We start from the raw sequence: 14,127 nt of genomic DNA, 5'->3' as shown, positions 1-14,127 counted from the left end.
TTGCTATAAGAAAGCTTCATCTATAGGTTCCCACAGTTCTATTTTATTGCCTTCCGGGTCTGTAATCCACGCAAATTTCCCGTAGTCGTAACTTTCAGGTTCGCCAACAATAGTTACACCTTCCTGCTTCAGCTTTTCTAAAAGCGCATCAAGGTTATGTACCCTGAAGTTTTGCATATATTGTTTTTGCGAAGGTTCAAAATATTTGGTATCGGCGGCAAAAGGCGACCATTGGGTGCTTGCTTTTTTGCCGTTTTCATCAATCCACCAAAAAGTACAGCCGTAATTATCGGTGTTAAGCCCTAAATGTTTATTATACCACTCTTTAAGCGCTGCCGGGTTTTCTGATTTAAAGAAGAACCCGCCTATGCCGGTAACCTTTTTCTCCTGTTCTGCCGCTTTAGGTTCGCCGGAATAAACAGCCTTAATTTTATCTGCTATAACCTGTGCCAGTTTTTTATGGCTTTCAAACGTCCAGCCCGCAATGTGGGGCGAGAGCAGCACGTTCTCCGCAGTTAAAAGATACTGAAACTCCGCAGGGATATCACCATCAGTAAACAGGTGCTCAAAAGAAGATTTTTCATACTCCAGCACATCAAGTGCTGCTCCCAGTATTTTACCAGACTGTAACGCTTCGGCAAGGTCTTTTGTTACAACGCTTTTGCCACGTGCGGTATTGATTAGCCAAATAGGCTTGGAGAACGCATTTATAAAGTCGGCATCAACCATTTTGTTAGTTTCCGGAGTCCACGGTGTATGCAGGCTCAATACATCGGCGCGCTGTTGCAGTTCTTCCAGCGTTACCTGCCTAGCATTGGCATCGGCTACACCCGGCTTTATGTCATAACAAAGTACTTCAGCATCAAAGCCACGCAGCTTTTTAGCAAACGATTTTCCCATATTACCATAACCGATTATACCCACGGTTTTACCCTCAAGCTCATGCCCACGGTTGGCTTCGCGGTTCCAGTGCCCCTCGCGCACCTGCCTGTCGGCCCTGTTGAGGTTGTTGAAAAGCGACAGCAGCATACCCAGCGCCTGTTCGCCTACTGCGTTACGGTTCCCTTCGGGGGCGGCGATAAGGTGTATGCCTTTTTGCATTGCATAATTGCAGTCTATGCTTTCCAGCCCGGCACCAACACGTGCAATAAATTGCAGGTTTTCGGCTTTGTCAAGAAAAGCCCTGTCTATATCAAAACGGCTTCGTATAACAATGCCGTTATACCCGGCTATTTTAGCTTCAATTTGTTCTTTAGATGCCGTGTAATCGGCTTCGTTAGTAAAGCCGGCCTCTTCAAGCTGTTGCCATAACACAGGGTGATTACTGTCTATATGAAGTATTTTTATGTTTTCAGGCTGTATGTTCATAGTTGAGTGTATTGCAATGCAAAGTTAGATAACTATACTATAAGTTAAAATTATTAGTTTTATAATAACCAACTGACTGAAGCATGCGATATATTTTACTATTGGCCTTTTACTGCTTTACCTGTGGTGCGCAGGAAATTAAAGACAATACAAAAGTTATTGCCTATACATTTGGAGTAATGCCCATAACCGGCTCCTGCCATATAGGCAATTATTTTAAAGATATTTCTGCTGTTGGAACTACCATACAGGCAACTGTAAGTTACGATGCCAACCTTGCCCGGAACCTTATAAAGCTAAAGCGTGAAGCTAAAAACAACTGGCCAGCAGAGGAATGCAATTGCAAAGGCCAGCAATATACAAAAGCTGAAATTATACCGAATGCGTACGTAGTGCAGTTAAACGGCTACAGAGACACTATTTACACCACTAAAAATAATTGTGCTGTTTTTATACCTGAAAGCGGTCAAAAATATTTTGATGGTGAAAGCAGGCTGCTCAATGAATTAGAGAGGGGTTTCCCTGAGTTTTTAAGCCGTGATTTTGAAAAAGAAATTAACGAGCGCGTTTATGACTCGGTGAGTGTAAACTCTATACAAATAAATAAAAAGAAAATCTTTAATAAAACACGCAGGAGTTTTGAAAAGGATATAGCGCCTTTCCAGATGGTTCGGACAGACTCAATTTACGGTAAAACTGTATTTGTAAAACAGGTTTTTTGGCTCGATAACATAGAAGTTGTTTTTTATGATAAAGGGCAGGTGCAGGATGTCAATGTTCACCACCCGAAAGGCGGAGGCAATACAGCTTTTGTATTTACCCTTGATGGTTTTACAATTGGCGACAGCGAAGAGCTGTTGCTGGATAAATATACCTGCTCCACTATTTTCAGGAACTGGGGCGCATCTTTAAAAGACCCTGAAGAGGGTTATTATTACCAGGTATCGTTTACAGGAGCAAAAGGTTTTGCTTTTTTTCACATCTGGGAAAAGAAGCTATATGCCATTGAAGTGACTTTTTTTAAGTAGCTAAAACCCAAGTATAGCCTTCGCGATAGAAAAATAAATCAGGATGCCGCAAATATCATTACTGGTAGTGATGAAAGGGCCTGTGGCAAGTGCAGGGTCTATGCCTATTTTATTCAGTAAAATAGGGACGAAGGTACCAATTAGCGATGCAATAACAATTACAGAAATAAGTGAGATGCTTACTGTAAGGCCAAGGTCATAAGTAACACCTAATAAAAAATGGCTGCCCAATATTAATATGACTGCTAATATAGAACTGTTAAGCAGGCTTAAGCCAACCTCTTTAATAAGCCTTCTCCATAAAGAGCCACTGATAGTATTGTTTGCTAAACCCTGTACTATAATAGCTGACGATTGTACCCCTACATTTCCTGCCATAGCGGCAATTAATGGCGTAAAATAAAAAAGTTCCTTGTTGGTTTCCATCGCTGCTTCAAAAAAGCCTAAAACCTTAACGGTAACAAAGCCGCCCAAAAGCGCCAGCACAAGCCACGGAAGGCGTGCACGCGTTAGCTCGAGAATGCTGTCATCCGCCTCAACGTCCTGAGAGATACCCGCAGCCAACTGGTAATCTTTGTCGGCTTCTTCCTTAATTACGTCTACAATATCGTCAATGGTAATGCGGCCTACCAGCCTGCCCAGTTCGTCTATAACGGGTATGGCTTCAAGGTCATAACGCTGCATGATACGGGCAACCTCTACATCGGGGGTGTTTACCTTAACAAAATCTACCTTGCGGATATACACTTCGCTGATTGGCGTTTTGGTAGAAGTGGTAAGCAGGTCTTTTAGAGAAAGTCGGCCTTTAAGGCGATTCTCATCATCTACCACATATATAGAGTGTACACGCTGCACGTTTACAGCCTGTTCGCGCATTTCTTTTACACAGGTAAGCACATTCCAGTTCTCGTTAACCTTAACAAGCTCTTTACCCATCAAACCACCTGCGGTATCTTCATCATAGCGCAACAGGTCAACGATATCTTTGGCGTGCTCAACATCCTGGATCTCGCTTATAACCTCCTCCTTCATTTCTGCAGGAAGTTCGGCAATAATGTCGGCGGCATCATCCGTACTCAGCTCGTCAAGCTCTTCGGCAATTTCTTTCGGCGAAAGCTCGCGGAGAATTTTTTCCCGCACCTCTTCGTCAAGCTCAAGCAGTATTTCAGCGGTTTTTTCGCTGTCGAGAATATGGAATATATAGATGGCATCAGAGTCGTCGAGCTCACCCATAATCTCGGCAATATCGGCATAGTGCATCTCCATGAGAAGGTCATGTAGCTCCTTCTCATTATTTTCACTTATTAATTGCTCAATCTGGGTAATGAGTTCCCTGCTGATCTTAAACTCCATTGGCGGCTATTTTTTGTGTTAGCGCAATAAAATCTTCTGTTGAAAGCTGTTCCGGACGGAGGTCAAAGATACTATCTTCCTTTAAATTATCAGAGAGGTTAAATGTTTTTAAACTGTTACGTAACGTTTTCCTGCGTTGGTTAAAAGCGGTTTTAACTACGGTAAAGAACAGTTTTTCATCGCAGGGCAGGTTAAAGTTTTCTTTGCGGCGCAGTCGCAGCACACCCGATTTTACCTTTGGCGGCGGGTCAAAAACGTGTTCCGGTACTGTAAAGAGATATTCGGCATCATAAAAAGCCTGCACCAGCACCGATAGTATGCCATAAGTTTTACTGCCTTTTTTCTCGCAGATGCGCTCTGCCACTTCTTTTTGGAACATACCTGCAAATTCAGGTATGCGGTGACGCACTTCGAGCACCCTGAAAACAATTTGTGTGGAAATGTTATAGGGGAAATTTCCGGCTATGGCAAGCTGCTCTTCGCCAAAGGATTTACGCAGGTCGTATTTGAGGAAATCTTCAGAAAGTATCCTGCCGTTCAGTTTCAGGTAGTGGGCACTAAGGTACTCAACCGACTCTTTATCTATCTCTATAACCCATGTTTCAACAGGTTTTTCAAGCAGGTATTTAGTCAGTACCCCCATGCCGGGGCCTATTTCAAGCACAGTGCCGTAGCCCTGTAGTGTAAGGGTGTCGGCAATGTCTTTTGCTATGTTTTCGTCCTTAAGGAAATGCTGCCCAAGGTGTTTTTTGGCCTTTACTCTATCCATTTTATATATGTGTAAGCCCGCAGCAATACAGGCTCCGGGCAGCAGGGTATAATTATACCGATTTAAATTCTTTTAACAGCTCCAGCTCCGTACGGAAAGCCAGCATTTTATCGCCAAAAAGCCTGTGGCCTTCTTCGCGCAGGCGGGGCGCATCTTCATTATAATAAGCTTCCAGCTTTTCTTTATTCTCTGCAAAATATTGTACAGAATAGGTTGTGCCGCCTGTTTCTTCCACAACCAGCACCTTAACCATTTTGGCTTTCAGGAATTTACCTGTTTCCATAACATCGGGTATGTGGGTATCCATCATCCAGGCCAGCCACTGCTCGTGTATGCTGTCGTCTATATTTAAAGTTACGTTGTAAATTATCATAGTTATGTTTTTAGTGTGTGGTCTTGTTAACTTGTTATATCGCCCCTTAGCTGCCTGAACTCCCTTCTTGCCTCTACAAAGTAAATACTGTCTTCGTGTTCAAACAGCACTTTTTCATATAGCGGTTTTGCTTTTTCAGGATCCTGCAGGCGCTTGTTGTATATCTCTGCCGAGAAAAACAGTGCCTCATCTATATAGATACCTTCGGCATAATTATCAATTATTTCTTTGTAGTACTGCAGGGCAAGGTCATACTGCCCGCTTTGCTCATATAGCTTACCTAAACGCAGGCGGGTAATATCCTGTATGCTCTCGGTTTTATCGGTAGCGATAAGATTTTTAAACTCGTTAAGCGCTTCGTGTTTTTTATTGCGGTACAGCATAAAATCGGCACGGGCAAACTTTTTAAGCGCAGTCTGGGTACTGTCTTCAACTGTGTTATCGGTAATCAGCAGGAAAAGCTCTAGTGCATCATTGGCAATAAGCTGCGATGATGATGATTTTAAAACCTTGAGCTGCTTTTGTGCCCAGTCAAAGTCGCCTTTAAAATAGCTGCTTCGCGCTACTTTAAGGCTGGCTTCATGCCCTATCGGGTCGTTTTTAAGGTCTTCCTCAATTTGCGCATAGTAAATAATGGCTTGGTTAAACTTTTCATCCAGCAGCAGAATATCCGAGAGCTTCATTTTAACCTCTGCCGACTGGTATTTGTTAAGCTGTAGCTTTAGCGCAGTATTAAGCGTTGTAATGCCTGCCTGTGTATCTTTAAGATGGAAAGCCTCAAAATCAGCTTTTAATATTTGCAGGTCGAGCGAGTATGGGGTTACGCCAAACTGCGTTAGGAGTATGTCAATGCGCTGCTTTATGGCTGCATAATCTTTCTCCTGAGCTTTTGCAATATCCATTTTAAGGATGTAAGCGTTGGCATCCATAAGTGTTGCAGGGTCCTGTGTATTTTCTAAAATAAAGCTCAGTATTTCTCTTGCGGTTTCCTCTTCGTTCTCTTCTACGGCAAGGCGGGCAAGGCTGATGATATTGATAAAGCTGTCAGGGTCTCGCTTGTATATCGCTTTTTCCTGTATGAAGGCTTTGCCATAATCGCGCTGCTGCACAAAATACCAGCTTAAAAACTCGTTCCAGAATAAATCCTGTGTTTTTTGTGTGTTCAGCAATAGCTGCTTGCGCAGTGCATCGTTGAAACTTTCGGGCGATTCCTCATTCATAAACCTCGCCAGTTGGTTTTGCACCACAGGCAGGTTTTGCGGGTTATTATAGGCATAGTTCAGCAGGCTTTCAATCATCAGTTCCATATTGCCGAGTTGTCCCTGAAGCAATGCAATCTGGTAATCAAAATTCATGTTGGGGTTGCCCTGCTTTGCAACTTCATAGGCTTTTAAAGCCTGTTCTGCAAGTACTTTTTTCTCGAAAGTGTTGGCTACGGTATATACAAAAGAGGGATTTTGCCTCACGGCGTCTATAGCCTGCTCATAATACTTATTGGCATCTGCCATGTTTTGCTGCAGCTGGTAGTTGTAGCCAAGCTCTACCAGCAAAAGTGGTTGCCCTGTTGAGTCAGCTTTATCCTTTAGCAGTTTTTCGGCCTTTGCATATTGTTGAAGCTGCTGGTAGCAGGCGGCCATGCGCTGCGAAAAAAAGATATTGCCGGGCTGCTTGTCGTTCAGGCTCTCATATATAACCAACGCCTTTTCAAACTCGCCCTTCTCAAAATAATTATTGGCCAGTTGCTCGTTTTGTGCAAACAGGGCAACTGACCAGATAAATGCTATTATGGTAAATAATTTTTTCATCCTGAATACTGCTAACGCGGATGACACACTAAGGCGGTTTACCACGGATTGAATATACTGTAACTGTAAGGCTTAAACGCTGGTTTGCAATTTTTAGCACAGGGTGCCTTAAACAAATTTACTAATTTATAATATCAAATCCGGTGTATGGGCGCAAAACTTCCGGTATCACGATACCATCCGGTGTCTGGTAGTTTTCAAGTATTCCGGCAAGCACGCGTGGTAAAGCAAGCGAACTTCCGTTTAGCGTGTGGGCAAGGTGGTTCTTGTTATCCCTGTCGCGGTAGCGCAGCTTAAGCCTGTTGCTCTGGAAGGTTTCAAAATTTGACACCGAGCTTATTTCCAGCCAGCGGTCCTGCGCAGTAGAGAATACCTCAAAATCATAAGTAAGCGCTGATGCAAAGCCCATATCGCCACCGCAAAGGCGCAATATCCTGTAAGGCAGCTTTAGTTCTTTAAGCAGCATTTTTACATGCTCTACCATGCCATCAAGCGCGGCATAGCTGTCTTCGGGTTTCTCGATGCGCACAATTTCTACCTTATCAAACTGGTGAAGGCGGTTAAGCCCACGCACATGAGAACCATAAGAACCCGCCTCACGGCGAAAGCATGGCGTGTAGCCCGTGCACAGCACAGGCAGGTCTTTCTCCTCAATAATCACATCACGGAACATATTGGTTACCGGTACTTCGGCGGTAGGTATCAGGTACAGGTCGTCTAACCCAACATGATACATTTGCCCTTCTTTATCGGGCAACTGGCCTGTGCCATAGCCGGAAGCCTCGTTAACAAGGTGCGGCACCTGGTATTCTTTATAGCCTGCTTCGGTATTCTTATCTAAAAAATAAGTTATAAGCGCACGTTGCAGCCTTGCTCCTTTTCCTTTATATACAGGGAAACCCGCCCCTGTTATCTTGTTGCCAAGTTCAAAATCGATAATATCATATTTTTTGGCAAGCTCCCAGTGGGGCATTGCGCCTTCAAAAAGTGTGGGTATATCGCCTTCGCGGTGCACCTCTTCGTTATCATCTGCGCTTTTACCCTGCGGCACAATGTCGGCAGGGGTATTGGGCAACTTGTATAATGCCTGCGTAAGCTCTTCGGTAACGGTATTAAGTACCTCTGTTAGCTCTTTGCTTTTTTCTTTATACTGTGTGGTTTTTTCGCGGAGGATAACAGCCTTTGCCTTTTCTCCGGCTTTCATAAGCTCGCCAATGTCTTTAGACAGTTTGTTGGATTCCGATAAAACAGTGTCAAGCTCTACCTGGGTACTCCTGCGTTTTTCGTCAAGTGCAATTACCTCGTCAACAAGCGTTGCGGCATCCATATTGCGTTTTGCCAGTGCCTGTATTACTTTGTCTCTGTTTTCTCTTATAAATACTGTCTGTAACATGGTTTATGGTATTTTATGAAGTCAGCAAATTTAAGGATTTGTTTTAATTATTCCCTGCCCTGCTATTAAACTTTCAGTTGTTTTGCAACCCAAAGCCTATATCCATATTTATAAAATAATTCGCTATTTTTGAACAAATTACAATGGAATGAGAAAAATTACTTTTATAGGATGCCTGCTGCTTGGCATGTTGCCCGTTTTAGCACAGCAGGGCGAAGATACCTTTGGCAGCCTTGTGGAAGCTGAAATGAAATCGGCCTGGCAGATAAGCAATTTTACAGCCAACCAGAATACCGCCAACTATGATGTGCTCTCACACGTGCTGGAATTTAATGTAGATCCTGCCGAATATTATATAGAAGGTACTGTAACCACAACCTTCAGGGCAAAGACATTCATGACCAGCATAACGTTCGACCTTACACAGCAGTTGAGCGTGAATTCTGTAATCATAAATGGCGATATTGTTTCATTTACACAAAATGCCGATGAGCTTGTAATTTCTTTGGGTTCGGGTATTGATGAAAACACTGTTACAACGGTTATTGTAGATTATGAAGGTGAACCGGGCTTTAGCGAGGGCGCTTTCACTATAGATACTCACAACGGCGTGCCGGAACTGTGGACACTATCGCAACCCTACGGCGCAAAAGACTGGTGGCCCTGCAAGCAGGACTTAAATGACAAGATAGACAATACCGACATTTATATTACCGCACCTTCTGAATATGTGAGTGTGGGCAACGGGCTCGAAATTTCGCAAACCGATAATGGCAATGGTACCACCACAACCCATTTTCAGCATAATTACCCAATACCGGCTTATCTTATAGCCATAGCAGTAACCAATTACCAGATATTTACACAAACAGCGGGTACTGCACCCAACATATTCCCTATAGTGAATTATATCTATCCGGAGATGTATGATTTTATCACTACACAGCAGTTGCCGTTAACGGTGCAGATGATAGATTTGTTTGAGGAGCTTTTTGAAACCTATCCTTACCATGAAGAAAAATACGGGCATGCACAATGCAGCATTGGTGGTGGTATGGAGCATGCAACCGTATCTTTTATGGGAGGGTTTAACCGTGAGCTTGTGGCGCATGAGCTGGCGCACCAGTGGTTTGGCGACAAGGTAACCTGCGGCTCGTGGAAGGATATATGGCTTAATGAAGGCTTTGCCACTTATTTATCAGGGCTTGTAGTAGAAGATTTTGACGGTGAAGCTGCCTTTACCAACTGGAAAGGTGGGCGCATAGGCAACATTACCAGCCAGCCGGGCGGCGCAGTTTACCTTACTGATACCGATACTACAAATGTGGGCAGGATATTCAGCGGGAGGCTTTCTTATAATAAAGGTGCAATGGTAGTGCACATGCTGCGCTACAAGCTTGGCGATGCCGATTTTTACCAGGGACTTAAAAATTACCTTGCCGACCCTGACCTTGCTTTTGGCTATGCCAAAACACCTGACCTTAAGGAACATCTTGAGGCAGCTTCGGGAACAGACCTTACTGAGTTTTTTAACGACTGGGTGTACAACCAGGGCTACCCTACATATAACATAATCGTAAACCACTGGGGCGAAGGGCAGGTAAAAGTTACCATAAACCAAACGCAGTCACATCCGTCGGTTTCGTTTTTTGAAATGCCGGTGCGCATACGCCTCTCGGGCAGTGGCGGCGCAGTGCAGGATGTACTGCTTGATAATACATTTAACGGACAGGAATTTACCGTTCCTGTAAATTTTACGGTTACGGGAGTGCAGTTTAACCCGGGTAATGATATTATATCGGCTAACAGCCAGGCCATTTTAAATACATCTGAAATACCGGCACTGCAAAGGGTTGTGCTGTACCCTAACCCTGTAACCGGCACGCTGCACCTGCAACTGCCGCAGGGTGTACTGGCAGAGCAGGCTGTTTTTTATAATGCATTAGGGCAAAAGGTTATGGAGACCGCCAAACAGTCGGTATGGAATGTGTCGCAGCTTGCACACGGTATTTATAATATAACACTTACCACCAATAGTGGTACAACGCAGCTTAGATTTGTAAAGCAATAAAGTATAAAGGCTGTCTCAAAAGATGTCATTCTGAACGAAATGTAATGCAGTGAAGAATCTTTTATTTTGATAAAATAGATTCTTCCTGCGTTAGAATGACAAAAGTGCCTGTTAAAGCACTTTTGAGACAGTTAATTTAAGCTTTATAGATACTAAGCCGGCGTACTGAACTTTTCGAGTACTTCATCCATTACAGCATATATATCGGCAGGGTCATCGTGCGTTACCATACGCTGCCTGTAATCTTTAAAATGGGGTATGCCTTTAAAGTAATTGGTATAGTGCCTGCGGGTTTCAAACACACCCACACGTTCGCCTTTCCATTCTATAGACCATTTCAGGTGGTTGCGTGCAGCCTCAACCCTGTCTTCTACAGTAGGTTCCGGCAGGTGTTCGCCTGTGGCAAAAAAGTGCTTAATCTCATTAAATATCCACGGGTAACCAATAGAGGCGCGGCCTATCATAATTCCGTCAAGCCCATATTTATTTTTATAGGATAGTGCCTTTTCAGGGCTGTCTATATCGCCATTACCAAAAATAGGGATGTGTATGCGGGGGTTATCTTTCACTTTTGCAATCGGCCCCCAGTCGGCTTCGCCTTTATACATCTGCGACCTTGTGCGTCCGTGTATGGTTAATGCCTTTATGCCAACATCCTGAAGCCGTTCGGCAACTTCATATATATTAATGCAGCTTTCATCCCAGCCCAGGCGCGTTTTTACCGTTACGGGCAGGCTGGTACTATTTACTACTGCTTTGGTTAAACGCACCATTAAGTCTATATCTTTAAGTACACCGGCTCCGGCACCTTTGCTAACCACCTTTTTTACAGGGCAGCCAAAGTTAATATCTACCAGGTCGGGGTTAACAGTTTCCACAATCTTTGCCGACATAGCCATTGCTTCCTCATCTCCGCCAAATATCTGTATGCCCACAGGGCGCTCATAATCAAATATGTCAAGTTTTTGCCTGCTCTTCATGGCATCGCGTATAAGCCCTTCAGACGAAATAAACTCGCTGAACATCAGGTCGGCACCATGCTCTTTGCACAGCCTCCTGAAAGGCGGGTCGCTCACATCTTCCATAGGCGCCAGCAGCAGCGGAAAATCAGGCAGTTCTATATTTCCAATCTTAACCATCTTCTTCATTTTCTGCAAAATTACAACAAATACCATAAACATTTATAATGTTGCTTTTGTGCGGCTATAAAGATGCTCAATAGCTGTATCAATTAATACGATAACCAAGTCCTGATTTGTAAATCCTGCAGCCTTACATTTGTAAAAGAAAAATGAAACAAAAGCCATAAGGCTAAATAATATAACCCATATTTTTTTACTTCACGCTATTTATTTATCAGCGCTTTGTTCCCCAACAACGCGCTTTTTTTATTACTATTCTTACATAAAATTCTTTATGCTAAATTTTTAACCATTGTCTCAATTTATTGGGTGATATTTAACAGGGTTTAGTTAACAATTAACTAATGATAAAGATATTCCGTGTTAACAATTAGCGTCATTTGCAAAGATAAACGGGCTTGTTTAAAACGCCTGTTTCTAAACCTTGCTATATGATGTTAAAAATTACTCTTAAACAAAAAATGATGTTGTGCATGCTGCTGGTAAACCTGTTTTGCTTTGCACAAACAAATGTATGGACGGGGCAGGAAAGCACCTATTGGAATACTCCCGCAAACTGGTCTTTAAACCAGATTCCTACTCTTGATACCAATGTTTTAATCTCTGTTACCCAAACAGGCAATTATCCGGTTGTTACAGGTGAAGATGGTGTTGCTGACTGTAACAATATTACTATTGAAGACGGGGCATCAGTCACCGTGTCCGGAGACGGAGCAGGGCAGTTGAGGATAGAGGGTGCTATAACCAATAACGGAGTGCTTGATGCTACTGACGGGACTATTGTAATGATAGGCTTAGCACCGCAGCTAATTCCGGCAAGTGCTTTTAGCGACAATACTGTTCGTAACCTTACCAGTTTTAATATTACCGGGGTTACGCTTTCAGGGCCGCTTAGCCTTACAGGAATTTTGCGCGTAAGGACAGGTAACTTTAATACCGGCGGATATCTTACCCTAAAAAGCAACGCCACTACAACAGCTATTGTAGATGAGGTTGACGGGAGTATCACAGGAGATGTAACAGTAGAGCGTTACATACCCGCACGCAGGGCATTCCGCTTTTTGAGCTCGCCCACAACAGGCGGTACCATATTAAGTAACTGGCAGGAAAATAAAGCTGATATTGAAGGTTATGGTACGGATATTACAGGGCCGGGTGGAGCAGCTAACGGATTTGATACATCCGGTAGTAATAACGCATCTATGTTTACACACAATAATGAGAGTGGGGTATGGGAGGCTGTAACCGAAACAACCACAACTTTACAGGCGGGCACACCTTACAGGCTTATGGTTCGTGGTGACAGGACGGTTGACCAGACTGATAATAGCGCTACACCTACTGCTACAGTACTTCGTTCTACAGGAACACTTGAGACAGGAGACGTTCAGTTATACTATAATGCATTTACAATTAATGCAGGGTATTACCTGTTTTTGGGCAACCCATATCAGGCAGCTGTAGATATGCAGGCTGTACTGGCAGATGCCACGAATATTATAGAAGATTACTACTTTGTATGGGATCCTACACTTAACAGCAGGGGCAGTTATGTAACTGTAAATGTTGAGAGCAATATGAGTAACATAGCTGCATCTGAAGCAAACCGCTACCTGCAGCCTAACCAGGCTTTCTTTGTTCAGATAGAATCGACCGGATTAACAGAACTATCATTTAACGAAGAACATAAATATGTGGTTTCTAATACTACTAATGATGTTTACCGTACGAATAATGAGCCTTTTGCAAGCCTGAAGCTTACAATGTTTACGCAGGAGGCTTATAACTCAAACGAAAAGGCTGCCGACGGCTTTACAGTTTTGTTTGCTGACGGATATAACAATAGCCTTGACGGCAGGGACGCGGTTAAGCCTGGCAACCTTGATGAAGGCGTGGGCACGATAAATTCATCGAAGGTTTTGAGTTTTGAAAAAAGGCAAATGCCCGTTCCGGAAGATGTAATACCGGTTTCCAATACAAATTACCGCACCACTGATTATGTATATGTAATAGACCTGCAGGGAATAGAAAACGTGAATGCTTTTTTACATGACAAATATACAGGTACTATGCAGGCTATAACCAATAATGAAACTACTGCTTATAGTTTTAGTATAAACAATAATGATGAGGCCAGCAGCGCTGCTAACCGATTTGATATTGTTTTTGCTGAAGCGCTGTCATCAGGAGATTTTGAAGGTGTGAAGGTTGCTGTTTACCCTAACCCTGTTGGTGTGGGAAGCAGCTTTACAGTTCAGGCGCCTGATGCGGTTAATTTAGATGTAAATCTTTATGACACGCTGGGCAGGCAGGTTGGGTGTACTGTTAATGAAGTTGCCAATGGCGTAACCATTATGCCTCAAAGTACGCTTTCAGCGGGTGTTTATATGGTGCAGGTAAGCAATAGGGGTAAAACAATAACTAAAAAGATAATAATAAAGTAATAATATGAAACTTAAAATAAACCCGATACATAAATTGTTAATACTGGCAATCTTTCTTTTTTCTGCCCCGGTTGCAACAGCACAAACCGGTTTTGATGACGATGTTGATGATGAGCCGGAAGAAGTCCCTGCACAGCCTTTTGCAATAGCAGGGCTAATGCTTGGAGTATTTGCAGGCTATTATTTAATAAAAAAATCTGTTTCACAAAAGCAAATCAGGAATTAATAATTTATTTGCAATTGTAACCCATAAAGCGCCACTATAAGTGGCGCTTTTTTTAATTATTTCATAATTATTACTTTAAAAAACAGTTTTATCAATAAATTATTACAAATTTACACTTAAATTATCGTTAACGATTTCATTTTCTTACATTTGCA

11 protein-coding genes and 1 pseudogene are annotated in these 14,127 nt (G+C 43.0%); 4 read left to right on the top strand and 8 right to left on the bottom strand.

Annotated features, from left to right (window positions below):
* Positions 1–3 precede the first annotated feature (3 nt).
* Positions 4–369 (bottom strand): VOC family protein, encoded by a 366-nt coding sequence (locus KJK34_RS15375; RefSeq protein WP_369075504.1) that lies wholly within the window; start codon positions 367–369, stop codon positions 4–6.
* A 39-nt stretch (positions 370–408) separates the two neighbouring features.
* A pseudogene (locus tag KJK34_RS09525) lies at positions 409–1,368 on the bottom strand (2-hydroxyacid dehydrogenase); the annotation flags it as partial.
* An 83-nt stretch (positions 1,369–1,451) separates the two neighbouring features.
* Here KJK34_RS09525 and KJK34_RS09520 point away from each other — a divergent pair.
* Positions 1,452–2,396, top strand: a complete 945-nt coding sequence (locus KJK34_RS09520) for a hypothetical protein (RefSeq protein ID WP_223053642.1) — start codon at positions 1,452–1,454, stop codon at positions 2,394–2,396.
* On the opposite strand, the gene mgtE is transcribed toward KJK34_RS09520, so the two are convergent.
* The 5 genes from mgtE to serS all read right to left on the bottom strand — a co-directional run bounded on the left by mgtE (position 2,397) and on the right by serS (position 8,089).
* A complete protein-coding gene (gene mgtE / locus KJK34_RS09515; protein ID WP_223053641.1) occupies positions 2,397–3,749 on the bottom strand; it encodes a magnesium transporter in 1,353 nt (450 codons plus the stop codon).
* On the bottom strand, positions 3,739–4,518 hold the full coding sequence (gene rsmA, locus KJK34_RS09510) for a 16S rRNA (adenine(1518)-N(6)/adenine(1519)-N(6))-dimethyltransferase RsmA (RefSeq protein ID WP_223053640.1): 780 nt from the start codon (positions 4,516–4,518) through the stop codon (positions 3,739–3,741). The genes mgtE and rsmA overlap by 11 nt, the downstream gene beginning before the upstream one ends.
* A gap of 52 nt (positions 4,519–4,570) precedes the next feature.
* Entirely contained in the window at positions 4,571–4,891 is a 321-nt protein-coding gene (locus tag KJK34_RS09505) for a DUF4286 family protein (RefSeq protein WP_223053639.1), read from the bottom strand.
* Between the two features lie 26 nt (positions 4,892–4,917).
* Positions 4,918–6,723 carry a tetratricopeptide repeat protein gene (locus KJK34_RS09500; protein WP_317196877.1) on the bottom strand — a complete coding sequence of 602 codons (1,806 nt, stop codon included), beginning with the start codon at positions 6,721–6,723 and terminating at the stop codon, positions 4,918–4,920.
* A 94-nt stretch (positions 6,724–6,817) separates the two neighbouring features.
* Positions 6,818–8,089 carry a serine--tRNA ligase gene (gene serS, locus KJK34_RS09495; RefSeq protein ID WP_223053638.1) on the bottom strand — a complete coding sequence of 424 codons (1,272 nt, stop codon included), beginning with the start codon at positions 8,087–8,089 and terminating at the stop codon, positions 6,818–6,820.
* A gap of 148 nt (positions 8,090–8,237) precedes the next feature.
* Between serS and KJK34_RS09490 the strand changes: the two genes are divergently transcribed.
* Positions 8,238–10,160 carry a M1 family metallopeptidase gene (locus KJK34_RS09490; protein WP_223053637.1) on the top strand — a complete coding sequence of 641 codons (1,923 nt, stop codon included), beginning with the start codon at positions 8,238–8,240 and terminating at the stop codon, positions 10,158–10,160.
* A gap of 152 nt (positions 10,161–10,312) precedes the next feature.
* Here KJK34_RS09490 and dusB read toward each other — a convergent pair whose 3' ends face one another.
* Positions 10,313–11,299, bottom strand: a complete 987-nt coding sequence (gene dusB, locus KJK34_RS09485; protein WP_223053747.1) for a tRNA dihydrouridine synthase DusB — start codon at positions 11,297–11,299, stop codon at positions 10,313–10,315.
* 434 nt (positions 11,300–11,733) lie between these two features.
* Here dusB and KJK34_RS09480 point away from each other — a divergent pair, with 434 nt between their 5' ends.
* Both KJK34_RS09480 and KJK34_RS09475 read left to right on the top strand, forming a co-directional pair.
* Positions 11,734–13,746: a T9SS type A sorting domain-containing protein gene (locus KJK34_RS09480; RefSeq protein WP_223053636.1), complete on the top strand. Its 2,013-nt coding sequence runs from the start codon at positions 11,734–11,736 to the stop codon at positions 13,744–13,746.
* 4 nt (positions 13,747–13,750) lie between these two features.
* Positions 13,751–13,972, top strand: a complete 222-nt coding sequence (locus KJK34_RS09475) for a hypothetical protein (protein WP_223053635.1) — start codon at positions 13,751–13,753, stop codon at positions 13,970–13,972.
* Positions 13,973–14,127 lie beyond the last annotated feature (155 nt).

Source organism: Flavobacterium coralii (assembly GCF_019891545.1).
Taxonomy (GTDB): Bacteria; Bacteroidota; Bacteroidia; order Flavobacteriales; family Flavobacteriaceae; genus Flavobacterium; species Flavobacterium coralii.
Note: the sequence above shows the minus strand (reverse complement) of the source record. Positions and strands in the feature narration are given on the sequence as shown.